The sequence below is a fragment of the Natrinema sp. HArc-T2 genome (assembly GCF_041821085.1).
Classification (GTDB): domain Archaea; phylum Halobacteriota; class Halobacteria; order Halobacteriales; family Natrialbaceae; genus Natrinema.
In genome coordinates this window covers 258,889-281,533 of record NZ_JBGUAZ010000004.1, presented here as the reverse complement: position 1 = coordinate 281,533, position 22,645 = coordinate 258,889, and the positions used below count along the sequence as shown (strand labels likewise).

The 22,645-nt window shown below is 62.0% G+C and carries 22 protein-coding genes; 6 read left to right on the top strand and 16 right to left on the bottom strand.

What is annotated here, in order from left to right; all coding sequences use genetic code 11:
* Nucleotides 1–3: 3 nt before the first annotated feature.
* Complete coding sequence (locus ACERI1_RS12170) at nt 4–1,302, bottom strand: PQQ-binding-like beta-propeller repeat protein (protein ID WP_373618444.1); 1,299 nt, start codon at nt 1,300–1,302, stop codon at nt 4–6.
* Nucleotides 1,303–1,500: 198 nt separating this feature from the next.
* Here ACERI1_RS12170 and pepF point away from each other — a divergent pair, with 198 nt between their 5' ends.
* Together pepF and ACERI1_RS12160 are read left to right on the top strand one after the other, a co-directional pair.
* Nucleotides 1,501–3,294 carry an oligoendopeptidase F gene (gene pepF, locus ACERI1_RS12165; protein ID WP_373618443.1) on the top strand — a complete coding sequence of 598 codons (1,794 nt, stop codon included), beginning with the start codon at nt 1,501–1,503 and terminating at the stop codon, nt 3,292–3,294.
* A gap of 121 nt (nt 3,295–3,415) precedes the next feature.
* Nucleotides 3,416–4,648: a proteasome-activating nucleotidase gene (locus tag ACERI1_RS12160; protein WP_373618442.1), complete on the top strand. Its 1,233-nt coding sequence runs from the start codon at nt 3,416–3,418 to the stop codon at nt 4,646–4,648.
* Nucleotides 4,649–4,860: 212 nt separating this feature from the next.
* Here ACERI1_RS12160 and ACERI1_RS12155 read toward each other — a convergent pair whose 3' ends face one another.
* Entirely contained in the window at nt 4,861–5,298 is a 438-nt protein-coding gene (locus ACERI1_RS12155; RefSeq protein WP_373618441.1) for a hypothetical protein, read from the bottom strand.
* Nucleotides 5,299–5,396: 98 nt separating this feature from the next.
* Here ACERI1_RS12155 and ACERI1_RS12150 point away from each other — a divergent pair, with 98 nt between their 5' ends.
* Nucleotides 5,397–5,876: a pyruvoyl-dependent arginine decarboxylase gene (locus ACERI1_RS12150; RefSeq protein ID WP_373618440.1), complete on the top strand. Its 480-nt coding sequence runs from the start codon at nt 5,397–5,399 to the stop codon at nt 5,874–5,876.
* 59 nt (nt 5,877–5,935) lie between these two features.
* Nucleotides 5,936–6,334, top strand: coding sequence for a DUF5811 family protein (locus tag ACERI1_RS12145; RefSeq protein ID WP_373618439.1), 399 nt, complete (start codon nt 5,936–5,938; stop codon nt 6,332–6,334).
* A gap of 127 nt (nt 6,335–6,461) precedes the next feature.
* Here the strand turns inward: ACERI1_RS12145 and ACERI1_RS12140 are convergent, their stop codons facing one another.
* The 11 genes from ACERI1_RS12140 to ahaH form a co-directional block, all read right to left on the bottom strand.
* Nucleotides 6,462–6,869, bottom strand: a complete 408-nt coding sequence (locus tag ACERI1_RS12140; protein ID WP_373618438.1) for a DUF6276 family protein — start codon at nt 6,867–6,869, stop codon at nt 6,462–6,464.
* 33 nt (nt 6,870–6,902) lie between these two features.
* Nucleotides 6,903–7,649 (bottom strand): V-type ATP synthase subunit D, encoded by a 747-nt coding sequence (locus ACERI1_RS12135; protein ID WP_373618437.1) that lies wholly within the window; start codon nt 7,647–7,649, stop codon nt 6,903–6,905.
* A 139-nt stretch (nt 7,650–7,788) separates the two neighbouring features.
* Nucleotides 7,789–9,405: a long-chain-fatty-acid--CoA ligase gene (locus ACERI1_RS12130; RefSeq protein ID WP_373618436.1), complete on the bottom strand. Its 1,617-nt coding sequence runs from the start codon at nt 9,403–9,405 to the stop codon at nt 7,789–7,791.
* Between the two features lie 179 nt (nt 9,406–9,584).
* Nucleotides 9,585–11,000: an ATP synthase subunit B gene (locus ACERI1_RS12125; RefSeq protein WP_373618435.1), complete on the bottom strand. Its 1,416-nt coding sequence runs from the start codon at nt 10,998–11,000 to the stop codon at nt 9,585–9,587.
* A gap of 2 nt (nt 11,001–11,002) precedes the next feature.
* Nucleotides 11,003–12,766: an ATP synthase subunit A gene (locus ACERI1_RS12120; RefSeq protein ID WP_373618434.1), complete on the bottom strand. Its 1,764-nt coding sequence runs from the start codon at nt 12,764–12,766 to the stop codon at nt 11,003–11,005.
* A 3-nt stretch (nt 12,767–12,769) separates the two neighbouring features.
* Complete coding sequence (locus tag ACERI1_RS12115; RefSeq protein ID WP_373618433.1) at nt 12,770–13,102, bottom strand: V-type ATP synthase subunit F; 333 nt, start codon at nt 13,100–13,102, stop codon at nt 12,770–12,772.
* Entirely contained in the window at nt 13,099–14,166 is a 1,068-nt protein-coding gene (locus tag ACERI1_RS12110) for a V-type ATP synthase subunit C (protein WP_373618432.1), read from the bottom strand. The genes ACERI1_RS12115 and ACERI1_RS12110 overlap by 4 nt, the downstream gene beginning before the upstream one ends.
* Nucleotides 14,163–14,744, bottom strand: a complete 582-nt coding sequence (locus tag ACERI1_RS12105) for a V-type ATP synthase subunit E (protein WP_373618431.1) — start codon at nt 14,742–14,744, stop codon at nt 14,163–14,165. Before ACERI1_RS12105 ends, ACERI1_RS12110 begins: the two co-directional genes overlap by 4 nt.
* A gap of 22 nt (nt 14,745–14,766) precedes the next feature.
* Nucleotides 14,767–15,021: a hypothetical protein gene (locus ACERI1_RS12100; protein WP_373618430.1), complete on the bottom strand. Its 255-nt coding sequence runs from the start codon at nt 15,019–15,021 to the stop codon at nt 14,767–14,769.
* Nucleotides 15,022–15,023: 2 nt separating this feature from the next.
* Nucleotides 15,024–17,264: a V-type ATP synthase subunit I gene (locus ACERI1_RS12095; protein ID WP_373618429.1), complete on the bottom strand. Its 2,241-nt coding sequence runs from the start codon at nt 17,262–17,264 to the stop codon at nt 15,024–15,026.
* On the bottom strand, nt 17,251–17,583 hold the full coding sequence (gene ahaH, locus ACERI1_RS12090) for an ATP synthase archaeal subunit H (protein WP_373618428.1): 333 nt from the start codon (nt 17,581–17,583) through the stop codon (nt 17,251–17,253). The genes ACERI1_RS12095 and ahaH overlap by 14 nt, the downstream gene beginning before the upstream one ends.
* A gap of 157 nt (nt 17,584–17,740) precedes the next feature.
* On the opposite strand from ahaH, the gene ACERI1_RS12085 reads away from it, so the two are divergent.
* Nucleotides 17,741–18,364 carry a methyltransferase domain-containing protein gene (locus ACERI1_RS12085; protein WP_373618427.1) on the top strand — a complete coding sequence of 208 codons (624 nt, stop codon included), beginning with the start codon at nt 17,741–17,743 and terminating at the stop codon, nt 18,362–18,364.
* An 11-nt stretch (nt 18,365–18,375) separates the two neighbouring features.
* Here ACERI1_RS12085 and ACERI1_RS12080 read toward each other — a convergent pair whose 3' ends face one another.
* Nucleotides 18,376–18,870 carry a type IV pilin N-terminal domain-containing protein gene (locus ACERI1_RS12080; protein WP_373618426.1) on the bottom strand — a complete coding sequence of 165 codons (495 nt, stop codon included), beginning with the start codon at nt 18,868–18,870 and terminating at the stop codon, nt 18,376–18,378.
* Between the two features lie 111 nt (nt 18,871–18,981).
* The gene (locus ACERI1_RS12075; protein WP_373618425.1) at nt 18,982–20,217 is read right to left on the bottom strand and encodes a hypothetical protein; all 1,236 of its coding nucleotides are present in this window, start codon (nt 20,215–20,217) and stop codon (nt 18,982–18,984) included.
* Nucleotides 20,218–20,641: 424 nt separating this feature from the next.
* Between ACERI1_RS12075 and ACERI1_RS12070 the strand changes: the two genes are divergently transcribed.
* The gene (locus ACERI1_RS12070; RefSeq protein ID WP_373618424.1) at nt 20,642–21,787 is read left to right on the top strand and encodes a helix-turn-helix transcriptional regulator; all 1,146 of its coding nucleotides are present in this window, start codon (nt 20,642–20,644) and stop codon (nt 21,785–21,787) included.
* Nucleotides 21,788–21,819: 32 nt separating this feature from the next.
* Here the strand turns inward: ACERI1_RS12070 and ACERI1_RS12065 are convergent, their stop codons facing one another.
* A complete protein-coding gene (locus ACERI1_RS12065) occupies nt 21,820–22,521 on the bottom strand; it encodes a hypothetical protein (RefSeq protein ID WP_373618554.1) in 702 nt (233 codons plus the stop codon).
* Between the last annotated feature and the right edge of the window lie 124 nt (nt 22,522–22,645).

Sequence of the window (22,645 nt, the reverse complement as noted above, 5' to 3'; positions counted from 1 at the left end):
AATCTAAGTCTCCGCGAGTGCATAGACCATCCCACTGCTATCGCCGACGACGACCGTCCCGTCGGCAACCGCAGGTGATGCGACGACGCGACTCTCGGTCGAAACTCGCCACAGTCCCTCGCCGTCGGTCAGCGAGGCGGCGACGAGTCCCTGTGACGTTCCGACGACGACCACGTCACCGGCAATCGCCGGCGACGACCAGCTCGGCGCGTACTGGACCGCCATCGGCTCGATGCGCTCGAGCGGCGTCTCCCACCGCGTGCTGCCGTCGCTTCGCTCGAGTGCCACCAGTCGTTCGTCCGGTTCGTGGACGACGACGAGCTCGTCGGCGACTGCGACTGACGGCTCCATCGCCACTCGCTGCTGGAGTTGACGCGCCCCGGTCCACCTGTTCGACCGGCGGTCGGCCATCGCCGTGAACGCATCCTCGGCCTGCCACTCGAGGTCGCCACTGTTGGCTTCGAGTGCGAACGGCTTCGTGCCGCCGACGTAGACCATGCCATCCACGACAGCCGGCGCTGATCGCACTGCGCGGTCGGTTTCGTGAGTCCACTCGCTCGAGCCGCTGGTCGCGTCGAACGCTGCAATACCCGCCTCGGTACCGACGATCACCCGGCCGCCCGCGACGGCGGGCGAGGAGACGACGGCACCCGACTGCCGGGCCTGCGAGAGGGTTGTCCAGCCGACCGTCGCGGAGGACTGCCACGTCACGCCATCCTCGTCGAGCGCGACCGCGATGAGATCGCCGTTCGACGTTCCGACGTAGGCCGTGCCGTCGGCGACGGTCGGTGACGACGGCTTCGACTGGACCTGTTGCTGTGTCGTCCAGCGCAGACTCGACACGTCGCCATCGAACCCGATCCGTCGCCTGTCTTTTCCATCGCGGTTGACGACGATCAGCCCGGAACCGGTCGGACAGACCACGGCGTCGTCAGTCACGGCTGGCGCGGCGGTCCGATCGCTCTCGAGGGCGACCGTCCACTGTGTTTTGCCCGACTCGAGGCCGATCGCGTGGAGCGTCGAGCCGGCAGCGAGATACGCGGTTCTGTCGACGATGGCTGCGGTCTTCGGTTCCCGAGCGAGCTCCGCAGTCCATCGCTCTGTTGGTTCCGCCGTCGGAATGGCCGTGTCGACGGATCCCGTGTTCGACGGCCCGGCACGGAACGATGCCCACCAGTTGTTCCCTGTCCCTTGATTGGGCCCGGTTCCGTCTGAATCAGCCGTGTCACCGAGACAGCCCGCACCGAACGCGAGCGACGCCCCACACGCTCCGATCATCGCTCGCCGTGAAATCTGTTGCATCGTCTCTTTGTAGCGTGCCGGCTACAAAAGATAATTATGACTGAATATAGTGCCGACTGACACTGACTGCTGGCAGTGGGTGCCGGTGGGCCCGCGACTGCCCGGCGACTCCACCGGGATAGCGAAACAGCAGACGGTCTCGGATACGCCGTGAAAGGGTCCGACACGCTTTACCGCGGGGGCTCCGAAACCGGAGCTATGAGTTCCGTTCCCGACCGCTCCGAGGTCGATGAGGAATATACCTGGGACCTCGAGAGCATCTACGCGACCGACGATGACTGGGAGGCCGCCTACGAGGCAGTCGCCGAACGCGTCGAGGACCTCGCGTCCTACGAGGGACAGACGACCGACGACGCCGAAACCCTCCTCGAAGTGCTCGAGTTACGCGACGAGCTCATGCGCGAGGTGTCGACGGTCGCGGCCTACGCCCGCATGCGCCGCGACGAGGACACGACCGACCAGCACTACCAGGCGCTGACTGCCCGCGCACAGTCGCTTGCTGTCGACGCCCAGTCTGCGGCGTCGTTTATCGACCCCGAACTCCAGGAACTGACCCGCGAGGAGTTCGACGAGATGGTCGACGAGGAATCCGACCTCGAGACCTACGACCACTACGTCGACGACGTGCTCCGGATGAAACCGCACACGCGCTCGGCTGAGGTCGAAGCGCTGCTGGCGGACTTGAGTGAGGTGACCGGCGCGACGGGCGAAGTCTACACCATGCTCTCGAACGCCGACATGGCGTTCCCGACCATCGAGGACCCCGAAGGCGAGGCCGTCGAGATCACCCAGAGTAACTTCACAAATCTGCTCAAACGGCCCGATCGGGACTTCCGCAAACGCGTCTACGAGAACTACTTCGACGAGTGGGAATCCGTCCGGAACACGGTCGCAGCGAGCTACAAAAACAGCGTCAAAGCCGACGTAAAGACGGCACAGGCACGCAACTACGACACGGCACGCGAAGCCGCCCTCGACGGCCCGAACGTCCCCGTCGATGTCTACGACACGCTCGTCGACACCGTCCACGACAACATCGACAAGCTCCACCATCACGCCAACCTCAAGCGGCAGGCGCTGGATGTCGACGAACTGCAGATGTGGGACCTTTACATGCCGCTGACTGGTGACGAAGGACCCGACCTCGAGTACGAGCAGGCGACCGAGTACGTCGTCGACGCGCTCGCACCGCTGGGCGAGGAGTACCAGTCCCGCGTCGCCGAGGGTCTCGACTCTCGGTGGGTCGACGTCTACGAGAACGAGGGCAAACAGTCCGGCGCGTACTCGGGTGGCACCTACGACACTCAGCCGTTTATCCTGCTGAACTACCAGCAGGACATCGCCTCGATGTACACGCTGGCCCACGAACTCGGCCACTCGATGCACTCCGAACTCACCAAGGACGAACAGCCCTACGTCTACTCGAGCTACGAAATCTTCGTCGCCGAAGTCGCCAGCACGGTCAACGAGGCCCTGCTGACCAACCACTTGCTCGAGACGGTCGACGATCCCGAGTTCCGCAAACACGTCTTGAACGAGTTCGTAGAGCGCGTGCGCTCGACGCTCTATCGCCAGACGCTGTTTGCGGAGTTCGAACACGAAACCCACCGCCTCGAGGAGGCAGGCGAGCCGCTGACCGCCGATCGGCTGGACGACCTTTATCGAGGGCTCAAGGAAGACTACTACGAACCTGCCGCCATCGACGACCGGATCGCCCGCGAGTGGATGCGCATTCCTCACTTCTATCGGGCCTTCTACGTCTACCAGTACGCGACCGGTATCTCCGCCGCGCTCGCGATCGTTGACGACGTCTTGGAACGCGGCCAACCCGCTGCCAAGGACTACCTCGAGTTCCTCAAGCGGGGCTCCCGCGAGTATCCCCTCGAGCTCCTGCGGATCGCGGGCGTCGACATGAGCAGTTCGGACCCGATCGACCGCGCGCTCGAGACCTACGGCGAGCGTCTCGACGAGTTCGAGTCGCTGCTCGACTAATCTGAGCACGTTCACTCCCGATCGCTTGCAATTGCTGGGTGGACAGTAACGATACCCAATAGCTCTGCCTCCGCGACCCAAAGGCACATTTACTGTCCATATCTTATCGGCGTATATCAGGATGTCTCGAAGCCCGTCTATTCCCGACCGACCTCACCGCGATATCGACTCCGATCTTCCCGACGACGAGCGGCTCGAGGCGCTTCGCGGGCATTACGAGGATATCGTCGACGTCAACGAGCAGCTGTCAGCCCAGCTCGATGACGCCGAGGACCGCCGCGAGCGCCTCCAGGACAAAGTCGATCGGATCGAACGCGAAAACGAGATGCTCAAGAGCTCGTCGCTGTACATCGCCACCGTCGAGGACGTCCTCGACGACGCGCAGGTCATCGTCAAGCAACACGGCAACAATCAGGAAGTGCTCACCGATGTCTCTCCGCGGATGGTCGACCGCGTCGAGCCCGGCGACCGCGTCGCCGTCAACGACTCCTTTGCGATCCAGACGGTTCTGAACGCCGAGACCGACGCGCGCGCCCAGTCGATGGAGATCACCGAGAAACCCGCGGTCACCTACGCCGACATCGGCGGCATCGACGAGCAGGTCCGCGAGGTCCGCGAGGCCGTCGAGCAGCCACTGTCCGAACCCGAACTGTTCGACGAGGTCGGCATCGATCCCCCGAGCGGCGTGCTCCTGTACGGCCCGCCGGGCACCGGCAAAACGATGCTCGCGAAAGCCGTCGCCCACGAGACCGACGCCACCTTCATCAAGATGGCCGGCTCGGAACTCGTCCGCAAGTTCATCGGCGAGGGTTCGAGGCTCGTCCGTGACCTCTTCGAGATGGCCCGCGAGCGCGAACCAGCCATCATCTTCATCGACGAGATCGACGCCATCGCGACCCGTCGGACCGAGTCCAAAACCTCCGGCGACGCCGAGGTCCAGCGAACGATGATGCAACTGCTCTCCGAGATGGACGGGTTCGAGGCCCGTGGCGAGATCCGCATCATCGCCGCGACCAACCGCTTCGACATGCTCGATCGGGCCATCCTCCGCCCCGGTCGGTTCGACCGCCTCATCGAAGTGCCCGAACCCGACGAGTCCGGGCGCGAACAGATCCTCGAGATCCACACACGCGACATGAACGTCGCCGACGATGTCGACTTCGCCGAATTGGCCGCCGACACCGACGGCTACTCCGGCGCCGAAATCGAGAGCCTCGCCACCGAAGCTGGCATGTTTGCCATCCGTAACGACCGCGACGAGGTCATTCATCAGGACTTCGTCGATGCCTTAGAGAAGATCGAAGAGGACGACTCGAGCGACGTGGTTTCGTCGGCAGGCTACTTCTACCAGTAACACCGCCGACGGCTGGCGGGGGTTCGATTTCGATAGGCGTTCGAAGTGGCGTTATCGAGACTGCGTTCGGTGGATCGGGTCGAACGCTGCCGATTTCATACAACTCGACGGTTCAGAGAGACCGTGTCGCAATCTGGCACTGACTCTCTCACAGCGCGACAGGGCTGCGCTGGCGAGTCGTGCGGGTGTCTGAAACCGGTTACAACCTCGAATCAGGCGAACTCGTCGGCGAAGATGAAGTTCTCAGACCCGTCATAAATGACGTGGAGACCGCCACCACTGTCGGGCGTCCAGGTCGCCTCTTCGGTGTACACGTTATCCAAGGACACTGACACCGTGTATTCCGAACCAAACCGCGTTTTGTTGTTGACTGTGTGCGTCTGTGCGGACTCGAGTGTTACCGTTTCGGCGATCGGAACCTCGTCTTCCTGATTCCTATTCTCTTCGATGTTCTCGGCGTGAATCGAGATCGTGACCGGCTCATCGTGGAGGTTATGGACGGAGACATCCGCAGCACCTGCACCTTGGCCACTTGCCTGCACTGAGTCAGGGTCGGTGCCCTGTTTTCCTTGGAAACGAACACACCCCGAGAGGGCTGGGATCGAGAGCGCAACGGCACTCCCAAGCAGGGATCGGCGGTCAAAGACCATAGTTTCCTAACACTTCGATCGTCTCGGTGATAACAATTGGTATTACTGTCGCTCGAATGAATCGCAACGCCTTACGCTGCCCGGCCCCGAGAACGAGTATGAGCACGATTCGAGTCGTCTGGGGAACCGCATCGGGCCCCACGGCGATGTCGTCCTACGACGCCGCGCTCGCCGACGCCGGCGTCGAGAACTACAACCTCGTTTCGGTGTCCTCGGTGATCCCCGCCGAGACCCACGTCGAAGCTGTCGGTACTGCCCCCGATCTCGGCCCTGCCGGCGAGCGCTTGACTGTCGTCGAAGCCCGGGCGACAACCGCTGGTCCCGGTCGCGCGAGCGCCGCGCTCGCGTGGTCTCAGTCAGTCGACGACGGTCCTGGACTATTCTACGAGACGTCCGGCGAGATGGACCGTGAGGACGTCGAGCGCCGGGTCCGCGAAGGGCTCGCCGCGGGCCAGAACCTGCGCGACTGGGTGTTTACCGAGCCACGCATCGCCGTCGAGAGCCACCAGGCCGATTCGGGCCGATACACGACCGCCGTCGTCCTCGCGGTGTACGGCGAAAGCGAGCCGATCCTGTAGACTGCTTGAAGGCGAACCCTTTTCACCCGGCAGTTCGTTGCTACGGGTACACACTTCTCATGAACGGAAATACGCCGTACGCAGGGCTACCGGGCGAGACTGGGGCTGGGCAGCGTGCCGCGGCGGACGTTCCGGACCTCTCGAGTGCGCAGAAACGACTGCTTCACCGCGACGTCTCGCGGATCGCTGCGCGCACACGCGAGTTCCTCCCCAACGAATACGTCGTCGACGCCGACGTCTCGAGTGGCATGACCGGCCCGCAGGTCACTGTCGCCGTTCGGCCGCCGGTCGGCCACCCCGTCAGCGCCGGCTTCACGCCTGACCTCGAGGACGCCGTGGCTGCCGAGGAGGTCATCACCGACGACGAACGCGACGAAGTCGCCCGCGGGCTGGCAGCCAGTGCCGCCCTGCAGGTGAAACAGGCCGTCAGCAATAGCGTGCGGCCGACGGGCAAGTAACTGCTAACAGGTACCTGGACTGCGCTCACTCTCGCGTCCCGTATCAGCGAGCGTCAGCGTCTCACGCTGGCGGTCTCTGTGTTGTTCGTACACGTCAGTTTAGTCCAGCAGCGCACAGCCGATACCGTCAGTAGAGCAGTTGCTCGAGCTGGTGGCGTCGCCGCTCGAGATCGATCGCCGGGTCGACCGATGGATCGGCGACCAGCCGGTCGAGCACCAGCAACGGATCAGTGCCGGCTCGTTCGACTTCTCTCAGCAACAGCTCGATTGCAGTGCGGTTCGTCGCGAGTGACGAACAGAGGCCGATTGCGAGCGCAAGCGGGACCGCACGTGCGGGCTGAGTCGGAAACCCATCGCTGACCCGGGTAAACTCGGGGTCTCCCTCGCTCGTCTGAGTTGCCTCACCGGTGGCTGGCTCGAGGGTCAGACAGTGCGGGCAGAACGAAACGACGCTGGCTGCCGACGGCGCGTCCGTACGGTACTCTTCCGGAACGGCAAACGAAATCGTGGCCGTACCGCAGTTGGAACAGGCCATCGGAATCAAATCGATCTGACGGCTCGACGTGACTTACTGGTTGGCTGCTGGGGATTGCGCGGCGGTATCCGGCTGGACGTCCTCGAGTTCGTCTGCCGTCTCGTCCGTCTCCGCCTCGGCTTCCTCGGCTTCTTCCTCGCGGGCCTCCTTCTCTTCTTGCTCCTTTTTCTCCTTGATCTTCTTCAGGCGGAACGTCTCCTCGCGCTCTTGCTCTTCGAGCTTCTGTTCGATGTACTCCTGATTCTCGTAGAGTTCCGGCAGGAGCTTGAACTCGAGGGCGTTGACGCGGCGCTTGGTGGTTTCGATCTCCCGGAGCATTTTCTTCATCGCCGTCTCGACCTCGGCGGCGAGAATAATGCTCTCTAAGAGATCTTCGTAGGCCTCGGCGGCCTCGTCGATGCGGGCAGAGGTGCCCATGATCCCGTAGCCACGCTGATCGAGACTCTTCGAAACCCGAGAGGACTCGATCTGTGGGACGACGACGCCCATGATGTTTTTGGACTCGGTCGTGATCTCGGGGTGTTCCTGCAGTGCCGCTGCGGCACCGCGGACGGCGACGTCACCCTCCATCGCACGAGCCATGTTGATCTTTTGCTGGGCTGCCTCGTAGTCGTCGGCGAGGTCGCCGCGGACGTCCTGGGCTTTGTCCAGAATGTCCATGAACTCCATGATGAGCCCGTCGCGTTTCTTCTCGAGCGTGCCGTGTCCCCGCTCGGAGAGCTCGATGCGATCCTCGATCGCCATCAAGTTCTTGCGGGTGGGCTTGACATCGTTGGCCATCTTGTGGGGGGATAGCAGTCCCAGTCGGATAACTGTTTACAGTTTCCGCGCGTGCTCGCGCCCGTGTACGGGATCGTGTGGTGATCGATGTCGGTCGGCTGGCCCCGACGGCGGTGGGAGTCGAACCGAGACGACCGCGTTACCCCTGTCCAACCATCCGTTCTTCGTCCTCCCACTCTTCCTGCCGGAGTTCGTACTTCTGGACTTTGCCCGTCGCCGTCGTCGGCAGTTGCTTGACGAACTCGACCCGGTGGATGGTCTTGTAGCCCGCGAGGTTCTCCCGGGTGAAGTCCTCGAGTTCCGCTTCGGTCACGCCTGGCTCGTTCGGATCGCCGCTTGCGGGAACGACGAACGCCTTCGGCGTTTCCCCCCACTCGTCGCTGGGTGCCGGGATCACCGCCACGTCAGACACTTCGGGGTGGTCGAACAGCGTGTCCTCGAGTTCGATACTCGAGATGTTCTCGCCACCGGAGATGATGATGTCTTTCTTGCGGTCCTGGATCGAGAGCATGCCGTTCTCGTCGATGGTGGCGAGATCGCCCATGTGGTAGTACCCCTCGATCCGGTCGCTGAAGGCCTCCTCAGTCGCCTCGGGCTTGCCCCAGTATTTCTCCATGATCTGGTTGCCGCGGACGACGACCTCGCCGATCGTCTCGTCGTCGCGGGGGACGTCGTTGCCGTCCTCGTCGACGACCCGGATTTCGGTACCGAGATAGGCCAGTCCTTGCCGTTTCTTGATCCGGAACCGGTCGTCACTGTCGTCGTCGAAGTGCCGACGAGCGTCGGAGGTGGTGATCAGCGGTCCGGTCTCGGTCGCGCCGTAGACGTGTTTCAGGTACCAGCCGAACTCGTCTTCGACGGTCCGGATGGTCGCCTCCGGCGGTGCGCTGCCGGCGGTTGCGAGCCGCACGTCTGCGCCGCCGGTCGTCTCGGGCTCGTTCTGTTCGTAGTAGTCGATGAGCATGTTCAGCACCGTCGGCGCACCACACATGTAGGAGACGTCCTCCGAGCGGACGGTCTCGAAGATCTCCCCGGCGTCGATCCCGCGCGTACAGACGTGCTTCGCGCCGATCCCTGTCACCGCGAAGATGTGCCCCCACCCGTTCGCGTGGAACATCGGCAGCGTCCACAGATAGATGTCGTCGTCGGTCAGGCTTTGATGGCCAACCGTCAGGTACGCGTGAATCGTCTCACAGCGATGGGTGCGACAGACGCCCTTTGGATCACCCGTCGTCCCCGAGGTGTAGTTGATCGTGATTATCTCGTCTTCGGCCATCTCGGGTCGATCGTAGTCGGTGCCCGCCTCGTCGAGTACGTCGTCGAAGCTTTCCCACTCTCCGCCCTCGACCGCGTCGACATCGTTCGTGATGAACGTCTCCGTCGGCACCTCGTCGCGGATTTCCTCGATCCTGTCGGCGTAGTCGTAATCGGCGTAGATCGCGTCGACGCCCGCATCCGACAGGATATATGCGAAGTCATCCGGTGTCAGCCGATAGTTCAGCGGCGTGTGGATCGCCCCCGTTTGCATGATCCCGTAGGCCGCCTCGAGGTGATAGTGGGTGTTCGGGTCCAGTACCGCGACGCGGTCGCCTTTCTCGATGCCTCGTTCCTGAAGCGCTGCAGAGAACCGATCGGCGCGCTCGCCGAGTTCGTTGTACGTAAACCGCTCCCCCGTGGTGGCGACGACTGCTTCGTCGTCACCGTAGTGCGTTCGTGCCCGGTCTAGGAACTCCGGGACAAGCAGTGGTTTGTGCATGCGTACCACGGATTGTCGGCGGCACATACGATAGTTTCGATTAGACACATTACTGATAATAACTGTCACCACCCGGTGGGGAGCCAGCCACTACTGGCGCTGTTGTGAGATGCGATCTGTAGACGAGAGACGTGACTTGGCGACGACGCCTGAAAGAAGGAAACGAAGCGAGCGGTCGCTTAGTCGGCCTGGACGGCTTCGGCCGTCTCGTCTTCGCGGTAGTGCTCGTCGATGAGCTCCTCGTCGATCCGGTTGAGTTCCGTCTTCGGCAGGTCCGAGAGCAGATCCCAGCCGAGCTCGAGCGTTTCGTCGATCGAGCGGTTGGTGTCGTACCCCTGCTGGACGAACTCTTCCTCGAAGCGGTCGGCGAAGTCGAGGAACTTGTTGTCACGCTCGGACAGCGCCTCGCGACCGACAATGTTCACGAGGTCGCGCAGGTCCTCACCTTCCGCGTACGCGGCGTACATCTGGTCGGAGACGTCGCCGTGATCCTCGCGCGTGAGGCCCTCGCCGATCCCGTCGTCCATCAGCCGCGAGAGGCTTGGCAGGACGTTGACCGGCGGTTCGATCCCCTGGCTGTTCAGGTCCCGGTCCATCATGATCTGGCCTTCGGTAATGTAGCCAGTCAGGTCCGGAATCGGGTGCGTGTCGTCGTCGCCGGGCATCGTCAGGATCGGGATCTGCGTGACCGATCCTTCCTTGCCCTCGATTCGACCGGCACGCTCGTAGAGCTGTGCCAGGTCGGTGTACATGTAGCCGGGGTAGCCACGTCGACCCGGAACCTCCTCACGTGCGGCACCGATCTCTCGCAGTGCCTCACAGTAGTTGGTCATGTCCGTCAGGATGACCAGCACGTGGTAGTCCTTCTCGAAGGCCAGGTACTCGGCTGTCGTCAAGGCGAGTCGCGGCGTGACCTGGCGCTCGACTGCCGGGTCGTCCGCGAGGTTCATGAAGACGACGGAGCGCTCGAGCGCACCGGTGCGCTCGAAGTCGTCCATGAACTCGTTTGCCTCTTCGGCGGTGATCCCCATCGCACCGAAGATGACTGCGAATTCGGAGCCGTCGCCGTCCTCGCCTTCTTCCTCTTCTGGCACGGTCGCCTGTCGGGCGATCTGGAGTGCGAGTTCGTTGTGGGGCAGCCCCGAGCCGGAGAAGATCGGCAGCTTCTGGCCACGGACCAGCGTGTTCATGCCGTCGATGGCCGACACACCGGTCTGGATGAACTCCTCGGGGTACTCCCGGGAGAAGGGGTTGATCGCTTCGCCGACGATGTCCTGTCGCTTGTCGGGGACGATCTCCGGGCCGCCGTCGATCGGGTTCCCGGAGCCGTCTAACACCCGCCCGAGCAGATCCTCGGTGACGGGCATCTTCATCGTCTCGCCCAGGAAGCGAACGGAGGCGTTGCGGTCGATCCCGCCCGTGCCTTCGAACACCTGGATCGAGACGATACCCTCGCTCGATTCCAGTACCTGTCCGCGAAGGGTGTCGCCCTGTGGGGTCTCGATTTCGACGATTTCGTCGTACCCGACCGGCTCGTCGACCTCGGCGAACACCAGCGGACCGCTGATTTCCGTGATTGTCTGGTACTCTTTCATTGTTAGTACAGTGCGCGGAGTTGTTCTTGGAGGTCGTTCTCGATCTCGTCGATGAACTCGTTCCACTCTTCGGCCGTGCCCATCCGGTTGAGCCGCGGCGCAGCGTCGACGTCCTGGATCTCCTCGACCGGGACGCCAGCCTCGAGCGCCTCGAAGGCCTCGTCGCTGAACGTGTTGATCGCCTGGAGCATCCGGTAGGTCTTCTCGGGTTCGCAGTAAGTGTCGACGTCGTGGAGCGCGTTCTGCTGGAGCCACGCCTCACGCAGGTAGCGTGCGACCTCGAGGGTCAGCTGCTGGTCTTCCGGCAGCGCGTCCTTACCGACGAGCTGGACGATCTCTTGAAGTTCGTCCTCCTCGTCTAACACGTCGACGGCCCACTGGCGAACCTCGGGCCAGTCGCTCTCGACGTTCGATTCCCACCACGGGTCGAGCTGGTCCTTGTACAGCGAGTAGGACTCGTTCCAGTTAATCGCCGGGAAGTGCCGACGCTCTGCGAGGTCGGCGTCAAGCGCCCAGAACGTCTTGACGATACGCAGGGTGTTCTGGGTAACTGGCTCGGAGAAGTCGCCGCCGGGCGGGGAGACCGCACCGACGACCGAAATCGAGCCTTCGCCGCCGTTGATCAGCTGGAACTTGCCGGCGCGCTCGTAGAACTCGGAAAGTGCAGCCGCCAGATATGCGGGGTAGCCCTCTTCGCCGGGCATCTCCTCGAGTCGGCTCGAGATCTCCCGCATGGCCTCTGCCCACCGCGAGGTGGAGTCGGCCATCAGCGCGACGTCGTAGCCCATGTCACGGTAGTACTCTGCGATCGTGATCCCAGTGTAGATACAGGACTCACGGGCTGCGACGGGCATATTCGACGTATTGGCGATGAGACAGGTCCGAGCCATCAGCGGGTTCCCGGTCTGCGGGTCCGGCAGTTCCGGGAAGTCCTCGATGACCTCGGTCATCTCGTTGCCACGCTCGCCACAGCCGATGTAGACGACGATGTCCGCGTCGGACCACTTGGCGAGTTGCTGCTGGGTGACGGTCTTCCCGGAGCCGAAGGGCCCGGGAATCGCCGCCGTCCCACCCTTCGCGAGCGGGAATAGGCCGTCCTGAATGCGCTGCCCGGTCACGAGGGGCTCGGTCGGCGTCTCTTTTTCACCGGCGGGCCGGGCTTCACGGACCGGCCACTCCTGGTGCATCTGGATCTCTTCGCCGCTGTCGAGTTCGACGACGGTCTCCTCGACCGTGAACTCGCCGGCCTCGATCGACGTGACCTCGCCGCCCTCGTAGTCCGGTGGCACCATGACCTTGTGGTCGATGGTAACGGTCTCTTCGACGATCCCGACGACGTCGCCGGGTTCGACCGTGTCGCCTTCCTCGACTTCGGGGTTGAAGTCCCACTTCTTCTCAAGGTCGATTCCGGGGGCGTCGACCCCACGGTCGAGGAACGCGGTCCCCATCTTCTCCTCGAGGACGTCGAGTGGCCGCTGGACGCCGTCGTAGATGGAGTCCAGCATGCCGGGTCCGAGGTCGACGGAAAGGGGCTCGCCCGTGTTCTGGACGGGTTCGCCCGGGCCGACGCCGGAGGTTTCCTCGTAGACCTGAATCGTGGTCAGGTTCCCTTCGATCTCGATGACCTCGCCCATCAGTCCTTCGTCGCCGACGTAGACGACGTCGTTCATCCGGGCGTCGAGGTCCGTGGCGGTCACGACGGGACCGCTCACGCTTTCGATTACACCGTCTTCGTCGACGGATTCGATGTCTTCTGCCTGGCTCATAGTTTAGCTGTCTTCGTCCTCTTCCATCAGGTCGATACCGATCGCGCGTTTGATCTGCTCGCGCAGGCCGCCGCCACCGGTGCCGCTCCCGATCGTGACGACGACTGGCTCGACGCTCGTCTCGACCTCCTGGCGAACGTTACGCGACAGGTGCTCGAGGTCGTCGTCGTGCATGACGACGATCCCGACGCCCTCGTCTTCGAGAGCGGCTGTCGCGGCGTCGTCTAGCTGTTCGTCTTTCTCGTCGTCTGGCACGTTCTCGAACCGGCTGACCCCCGCGAGGCGGAAGCCGGTCGTAAACTCCGGGCTGCCGACGACTGCGATTACCTGGCTCATAGCACCACCAGTTCCTCTTCGATCTTGTTTTCGTCGAGTCCGACCTCACGGCCCCGTGCGATGGCACGGATGTTCTCGACCTCGCGCTCTTTCGCGAGGATGTACGACAACACGGCCGAAATCGAGGTCGGGTAGATGCTCGAGAGCGTATCCGAGTACTCGAGCAACGCAGCGTCTAGTGCGTGCTCGAACTGGATAAGGCTGTCAGCACCGCGCAACTGATCGAGCGCCTCCGAGAGGCGGTCGCCGTAGTGGCGGTTCTCGGCGATGTGATCGACGAGCGCGTCGTAGTCGCCGACGAGCCGATTGAGGTCGGACTCGTCGAACAGGACGCCGCCGTCGATGTAGTAGGCTGCGGGATCGAGGTCGGCCCCGCTGCGGGCGAGGCGCAACGCGTTCCGGGCGTTCCGGAAGTCGATCTCGGCCTGTAGGAACTCGATGTAGTTCGCTATCGGGCCTTCCTGTGGCTCGTCACCCGGGCCACGGGAGACGTCTGCGAGCAAGTTCTCGTAGAACTCTCGATCTAGGGCGTTCTCGAGGGGGACGAGCGCGCCGGTCTCTTCGTATTCCTCGAAGGCCTCGGTCAGCGCCTCGTAGTACATCGTGCCGTAGAGCACTTCGATTGCGTCCTCGATCGTGTCGGCCTCGAGGAGGCGATCGACAGTCCGGTCTTCGAGTTCGCCGGCACGGATGAGATCCGTCCGGATGTCCTCGGGATCACTGTCGGTGTAGATCCCGCGGAAGATCGTCTTCAGGTTCCAGACGTCGAACTTCCGGAGGTACCGAGCGATGAGGTCGTAGAGTCGCCCCTGCGACCAGTCGATCAGATCGTCGAAGTGCTTTGCGAGATTGCGGTTGAGCGCGTACTCGATCAGGTCGACACCCGAAAAGCGCGTTCCGAGCTCGTTGATCTCGCGTTCGTACTCGGTCTCCTCCATGAACCGCGCGATCTCGCTCGGCCCCATCCGGATCAGCTTGCGATAGTCTTCGTCCGAGAACAGCGAGGCTCGGCGCGACCGAACGCGAGCGTTCACGTATTCCGGATTCGAGGCTCCTGCGCTCATTGCTCGAAGAGTCGGTTGCTGATCTCCTGGAGGTTGTCCTCCCACACGTCCTCGAGAACCGAGTCGAACGTGTTGTTGACCCGGACGCGGGACTGCTCGCTCTCGACGACGACGCCGCCGAGACAGTCGACGTCTCCGGCGTACTCGTAGCCGTCGTACTCGTCGACGATCGACTCGAGCAGTGCCTGGTCGTCGCTGCGACCATAGACGCTGACGTCGTCACCTGCGTCGAACTCGTCGCTTGCGGCCTCGAGCAGCTCGCGGGTCAGTTCCTCGCGAGTGTCGCCCTCGAGGGCGGCGAGTTCGGCCTCGACTGCTTCCCGGACCTCTCCGAGGACGTCACGGCGGGCCTCCAGACGCTTCTGTTTCGCCTCCAGCTTCGCACTGGAGAGACGCTGTTCGCGGAGTTGGTCGATTTCGCGGTCGACCGCAGCTTCCGCGTCGGCGAGGATATCCTCGGCGTCGGACTCGGCGGCCGATTCGATCTCCTCGGCGCGCGTTTCGCCCTCCGCGCGGATGTCCTCCGCACGCGCGTTGGCCTCGTCTCGAATGTCTTTGACGACTGTGTCCAAACTCATTGGTGAAGAAGGGGGGTTGCTTTTACACGATGAAGACGACGACCAGGGCCAGGATCACGAGCGTCTCTGGGAGGACGGTCATGATCAGGCCTGGAACGAACATGTCGTCGTCTTCAGCGATGGCGCCGACTGCAGCTGCGCCGATACCACGCTCGGCATAGCCCGCTGCGAGCGCCGCGAGGCCGACGGCGATCGCCGCCGCGCCAGCGTTTTCGAGAGTTGGTCCAGCCGCCTGTCCTGCCTGCAGTACAACGTCCGCGAGTTCAATTTCACTCATTGTTAGTAGTCCTCAGTGTGGTTTCGATCGGTTCCGAACGGTTCGTAGTTCTCCCCACCGCCTTCATAAAACTTGTTAAAGAATTCGACGTACTCGAGACGAACGGCCTGTAAGCCGGCGCTTGTCACGCCAAGTGCTAGCACGACCACGTGTCCGAGTACGAGAATCACAAGTCCGCCGAGTAGGGCAGCAGTGCCCGAGTGCATGAGGCCGTTGAAGACGACCTCGGCACCCTCGCCGTAGTGTTCGGCGACGTAGCTCGGCTCGTGCGTTCGAAGGAAGTGGAACTCCCCGTTGGGGTCCTCGTAGGCGCCGAAGAACAGCAGGTTGACCACGAACGCCATACCGGCCTTCGCGAGCAACACTGCGCCCATCCGGGTGTACGAGAAGACGTTCACGACGACGTCGAGCGCTTCGACGGCCTCGACGGGTTCGCTGACGATCAGCATCACGAGCCCGATCAAGAAGGCCAGCAGCGGGGCCGTCAACAGGAAATCGAGTCCTGGGATCGTGACGAGTCCCCACTCCGGGAACCCGGTGAAGCCGATCGGGAACGGCCCGTCGCTTGCGAACGTCGTGAACAGGAAGTTCGGCTTCGCACTCTCGCCCTGCGTCGAGAAGATCCAGACCCAGATGCCGTTGAGCATCAGGATCCAGGATCCACTGTGGAAGAGGGCGTCTTTGAAGCCGTGGCTGAGGTTCTCGTAGAAGTCCAGGATGTATCCAATGTTGAGGTGGAGAATCCCGGCCAGCACGCTAATGACCATCCAGCCAAGCGCGAAGTCGGCCGCTGCCGGCTCAAGTCCCTTGTTCAGCGGGAGCAGCTCGACGTTCAGCATGTCGTGCCAGACGACCTCTCCGAGGATGTGCAGTCCGAAGATCTCGCCGTAGATGAACCCGAAGATGGTCGTGAACAGACCAGCCCAGACGGCGACGCCGCCGAGACTGGATATCGCTTCGCTGTCGACCTGCGTTGCCATGTAGCCTCCGAGGGCCATGTAGATGATGCCGTAGCCGGCGTCACCGATCATGAACCCGAAGAACGCCGGGAACGTCAGGAACAGGAAGACCGTCGGATCCAGTTCGCTGTATTTCGGCCGGTTGACTGCCTGCACGAGCAGTTCGAACGGCTTCGCTGGACCCGGATTGTTCTGGATCGTCGGCGGCTCGTCGCCCATCGTGACCGTCGAGCCACCGTCGGTAACCGCTTTCTGCTGTTGGTCGTCCGCTTCGGCGGGCGATTCGTCCTCTTCGTCGGCTGCCGACGGCGCGCCCTCCTGTACGTCTTCAGTGTGGGCGTGTGCGCCGTGGCGGTCGTAATCGGCCCGCTCGAGTTCTTCGATCTCGACGCTGTCGCCGACTGCGTCGTTCAACGTAGCGACGAGTCGGTCGTAGTCGTCGGTCGGGATCCAGCCCTCCGCGATGAACGCGCGATCGGTCGTCGCGAACTGCAGCGGCGCTTCCGCCTGCTGGACCTCGATCGTCAGCCGCTCTTCGACGCGCAGGAGGAAGTCGGCTTCCGCCTGTTTGATCTCCTCGAGTTCCGCGTCGATCTCGTCACGTCGGGACTCGAGGGATTGCTTTTCGTCCTCGAGCTCTGCGACGTACGCGTCGGGACTCTGCTCGGTCTCGGGCACCTCGTGTCGGGTGACGTCGACACCGACCAGTGCGTCGTCGATCGGCGCCTCGTCGGTGTCCTCGGTAGGTGCGGCGACGATCGCCACGACATCGCCACCGGTGAACGTCTCGAAGGCCCGAATCTCGTCGGTCGCGGCGACGGCGTCCTCGATCGCGTCGACGTCACCTTCGACGACGACCACGTCGACCGTCTCGTACCCCGACAGCAGGTCGAGGTCGATGCCCAGTTCCGCAAAGGGCGCGACGCGGTTGATCTTCTCGTCGATCTGTCGCAGCTCGTTGGTGATTTCTCCGCGGCGATCGTCGAGTTCGTTGACCCGCGTGCGGATCTCCTCGAGTCGCGCTTCCCACTCCTCGTCGATGCTCCCCGGTTCGGCCTCGTCGGTCGACAGCTCCAGGGTGCTCTGGAGGGCGCGGACGGTCACCAACTTCTCGGATGCCTGATCGGCGCCGGCGATGGGATTGCCGTTGTCGAAGCCCTCCCACGAGCCGTCGTAGTCCGAGAGATGTACCAGGTTCAGTCCGTGGATCGTCTCGATGACCGTGGGCATAACGCCCCGGGAACCGGTCACCGAGACCTTGCTCATCCGTTCAGGTCTGAGCATGGACGTCCTCCTGGAACAGTTCGACGACGTGGTCGGTCACTTCGTCGACCCGGTCACGGGCGCGCTCGGCGAGTGCCTCGCGCTCCTGTTCTCCTTCTTCGAGGACCTGCTCGCATTCCGCATCGATCTCTTCGCGAGCTTCCTCCAGACGGCGCTCTTTTACCTCCTGCGCCTCCTGTTCCGCTTCTGTGCGAATTTCCTCGGCACGTTTCCGGGCCTCGGCTATTCGCTCGTCGCGGTCGTTTTCTGCCAATGCGACGATCTCGTCGGCCTCGTCTTCGACCGACTTAATTCGTTCGAGAACCTCTGGCCTCGGCATACTCTAAGCAATCAGACGTTTGCCAGAGCGTGTATATGGTAGTTGCGAAAGTGACTCAGTGTGTGTCCATCTCGAACAGCCAGTAATTTCGTGTTAGTTGCATCTCATAGCGCCGGGAACAGCAGACATATGTCGATCGGATCGAAATCAATCACTAATGGGACTTCTCGAGAACAAGGCCCGTGCCCGACTGTTTTATAAGTACCTCTCGCGGGTCTACGATCAGGTGAACCCCTTCATCTGGACCGAGGAGATGCGCAACGATGCGCTCTCCCTGCTCGATATCGAGGAGGAGATGACCGTCCTCGACGTCGGCTGTGGGACCGGCTTCGCGACCGAAGGCTTGCTCGAGCACGTCGACGAGGTTTATGCGCTCGACCAGAGTGAACACCAGCTCGAACAGGCCTACGAGAAGTTCGGCAAACGCGCACCGCCGGTTCACTTCCATCGGGGTGACGCCGAACGACTGCCGTTCGCGACGGATACGTTCGACGTCGTCTGGTCATCGGGTTCGATCGAGTACTGGCCGAATCCGATCCTCGCGCTTCGGGAGTTCCGCCGCGTCCTCAAACCCGGCGGACAGGTCCTCGTCGTCGGGCCGAACTATCCCGATAACGTCGTCAGCCAACTGCTGGCCGACTCGATCATGCTCTTTTACGACGAATACGAGGCCGATCAGATGTTCAAGACCGCCGGCTTCGAGGAGGTCAAACACGCCTTCATGGGCCCGTCGTACGACCCCGACGTCGCGATCACGACGATCGGTCGCGCGCCGAAATAACCGATCAGGACTCAGCTTGCCGTCGCCTCGAGGGTAGCCACTTCTCGCCCGTCGACGGCGAGCGTGACGCTGACCGAGTCGCCCGCTGCAAGCGTTGGACTGTTCGTCCCGGCGATCGACACGCCGGCACGCTCTCCTGCCGTCCACGTCGTGTCGCTTTTCGCGTTGAACGGGCCCTCAGGCGTCCCGTCGAACCCACTCGCACCGACAAACGGAACCGGTGGTTGTGCAGCCAGCGTCGTGCCGTTGATCGCGATCGTGACTGACAGCGTCTCGACATCGATGGGATCTCCCGTGACGTGCGTGATCACGATTGCAGAGTTGTTCCCATCGGCTGACAGTTCGAATGTCGTGGTTGGACTGGCCGGCTCGAGTGACCACGCCCCGACGCTGACTGCGATGACAGCTGCCAGGCAGACGGTGAGTGCAATCACCATGAGTACCCCGACGATCGGGCTCGTGGCACGCGTGTCGGTAGCCGTAGCGAAGTCCGTCTCCTCGGTCACAACACCTCTTGGCCGCGTGTTGTGATATAAAGACTCGGCCACACATCGGCGATCGTTCAGCCGACCATCGAGTAATAGCAGTCGATTTCTGGGCTTGTGTTTCCCCTTCGATTAGGAACTCGAGAGGGTGACGGTAGCGGTCGTCCCGGCTTCCGTTTCTGCCTGCAGTTCGTACTCGTCTCCGGGCGGCACGTACCAGAGACTGCCGTCGTCGGCTGTCGTTCCAACCGTGAACCCGTCGATCGTGATCGTTGCCGATTGGGGCTCTCCTGTCTCTTCGTCGGTTACCGTTACGGTAGCTAGCCCGTTCGCTTTTGTTTCCCTGATCGACAGCTCGAGTCCGCTCGTGACCGCAGTGTTGCCGTTTTCGCTTTCGGGTAGCGACTTGTAATCGAGAACCTGCATCTCTCGATAAATATCACCCGTTCCGCCGTCGAGATACGCCATGAGATGGCCCTGATCGTGGTTGTTGTCGATCCGGTACAGTTGTACCGTGGTGTATTCGTTGAACGACGGTGACTGAACCGTTTCGTATGCCCAGGGATACAGCTGGCGGCTGTGCTCGTACGCATCCAAGATGTCGTCGAATTGGGTCGGTCGCGACGTGTCTCGATTGTCAAACCGGACTGCTTCCCGGATGTAGCTCTCGCCGAGAGAAGCGATGACGTACCCATTCTCCGACGTTTCAATAGCAAGATAGTCCTTGCTGTCGTTCTCACCGTATGCAGCCGACTTCAATCGCGACCGAATCGTAGTGCGGTACAGCTCGAGTTGATCCTGCTGGTCTTCGACCGACAGTGAACTACCAGGAACGCGATCCGAACGCTCTTCGAGTTCACCGAACGCTTCGGAGAGGGCGGCTGCTTCCTGCTGGTTTCGAAGCAGTGTCTGCAAGAGCTGTGTGCTCGAGATCTCTCCGGCAGCATGTGCTCTTACAGCCTGCTCTTCACGCGTCCTGAGAGTGTCCGAGCGGTTTTTCAACTGATCGTATGCGGTTTGGAGTAACGCACGTCGTTCCTCCGCGGTCGCATCGTCAAACTGCCGATCGATAGTCGCATACTGGGCGTGATCGATCCGAAGCTCGTCGTCTGTACTTGCGAGTGCTACGCCAAGGTCGGGGCCGTATTCGGCGTACTCGCTTCTCGACTCTTCCTCGAGCGAGAGACGATTCGTCGTGTTCGACACCGTTAGCAGCTCGCTGTTGGTCGAGTCGGCCGTGGCGACCTGATTTTGAACCGACATCGATGCGGGCGCGCCTGCTGAGACTCCAGGTGTCGCCATCCCAGGGACGACAGTCAGGGATGAGACGAGCAGCAGTGCGAGGAGGGGCGTGATCGCGCGGTTCATCGTCCAGCCGTAAACACCCCTGATACAAAAACTGGTCGCACTGCTATCTGATCACGGTACTGATAAATAAAACGCTGCTAATACGGTCTTGACACCGAAAGCAGAACCGCTCTCCACCGTCGAGACGTTTCACTTCCGCCGGTAAGATTTTATTTTTCGATGGAAAGGGTTTTTTCCCCCGGGAAACCACCCGTTGGTACGAATGCGGGTATCCACCGCCATCACAGTTGCCCTCTCAGCCCTCCTGGCGGCGTCTTTCCTGGGAGCGGTGGTCGCTTTACCTGCTGCAGCCGCTTTACCCTCACCCGAACAGCCGGCTGCAGTCGCCGATCAGTCCCCGACATCGCTGGAGCGAATATCGTCCCCGATATCGAGTGACTCCCACGCACGATCGGTCGATCGGTCAGTGTCACCTCTCACTGCAGTGCAGTCGAGTAATCCCACAGCAGAAGCCGATCCAAAGCAGGTAATCCGGCTCACCGTTCGCGATAACGGTGACGTTCGCTGGACGATCGAAAGTCGGTTTCTCCTCACGAATGAGAGCGAGACTGCTGTCTTTCGAGAGTACGCCGATCAGGTCGAGGCCGGCGAGCGACCTATCAAATCCGACCCCGAACAGTTCGAGCACTTCCGCCGCATCGCTCAACAAGAAACCGGTCGTGAGATGTCGATCGAAGACGTTCAGTGGAACGAACCACGCATCATCGATTCGTCGACTGATGGTGACGACAGCAATGAAGTAGCGACCACAAACGAGGACGTCCAGATCGGTGTGGTCTCATATTCGTTCACCTGGACGAACTTCGCAACCGTCGACAGTGATCGAATCCACGTCGGTGACGCGTTCCAGTCGGAACACGGAACGTGGATGGGGTTGACTGCGGGGCAGCGTCTCGTCATCGAAGCGCCGTCCAAGTATGCCCTCGAGACACCGACGCAACTCTCCTGGGACGGTCCCTATGACTTTACTACCGACGAACTCGAGATCGTGTTCGTTCGGACCGGGACCGTTCCGCTGTCGATGTCGGGGTGGCTGATCGGGGGCGCCCTCGTAATCGTCGCTGCCATCGGGACCGGCGGCTACCTGTTGGCTCAACGTGACGGCAAGATCGAATCGCAGATACCGACCGATCGACTGCCATCGCTGAAGTGGATCGGGTTCGGCGACCGCGATCCCAACGACCATGCCACGCCGGCCACGGATACCGCCAACCGGTCCGAGCCCGCAACCGGTGTGAACTCGTCGTCTGGTTCGACGACAACTGGCAAGTCTGTCGCTGAGGATAGCGATGGTGAACGTGGGCACGGAACGAGCCTCGAGTTCGAAGAATCCGACCACCACGACATCGATCCCGAACTGTTGAGTGACGAGGAGCGCGTCCTCCGCCTGCTCAAACAAAACGGCGGTCGGATGAAACAGGCGTCTATCGTCTCTGAAACCGGCTGGTCGAACGCCAAGGTTTCGCAGTTGCTGTCGAAGATGGACGACGACGGCGAGATCGAGAAACTCCGCATCGGGCGGGAGAATCTCATCACGTTGCCGGGCGTCGACCTGACCAATTTCGACTGATCGATCGGACCGTCACCGCCCGGGGCCGACGCTTAGCTCTCAGTCGACTCCGAATCGGTGGTGGTCGAATTCGAGCTGTCAGTGCTCGTGTCCGGAGTGTACTGAATCTCCGTGCCAACCGAGGCGTAGATGTCGTCCCAGTCTTTGTCTTCGTCCATCAGGAAGACTTCGACGGTCAGTGAGCCCGCGCCGAATTCTTCGATCCCGGCTGGCCGAACGTCGATTGTGAACGTGCCGTTTTCCGTCATCCGGACTTCTTCTGTGCGCTCGATGATCTTCTGCTCGTCTTCGTTGATCTTGACGAAGAAGTACGGCTCGCCCTCCACGTCGCCGTGTTCCGGCGGATCGACGTTCTCCATACTGGTATTGGCGACGACCTCGAGGTTGAAGTTCGAGTATCCCTCACCGCTTTCCGCGGGCACTTTGTCGACGAATGTGACGGACTTGATCCGGTCCTCACGGTTATCCTCCATCGGTCGGTTCGGTTCTTCGGGTGGAGACCACGCTGCAGTTGCGGTGGCGTCACCACCATCCGTGCTCGTGTCTTCCTCGGTCGGTTCGACATCACTCGACGTGTTATCCGAGTCGTCGGATCCGTTCGCGTTCGACTCAGTCACTGACTTCGTGTCGGTCTCGTTTGTCGGCTCACCGGCTTGAGTGCCTCCGAGGGCACTACACCCGGAAAGAGCCACAAGCAGTGCAACGGCGATTACTGCGGCGTTTCGGAATTGCATCGTAGCCACGTCTTCCGAGACGGTCGCCATTACTACAGCCTCGATAAACGGCTACAACTCGATCGACGGCGAACGGATCGGAAACGAACTGGAACGACCGTTTTTGGGTGTTGTACGCTGCGGG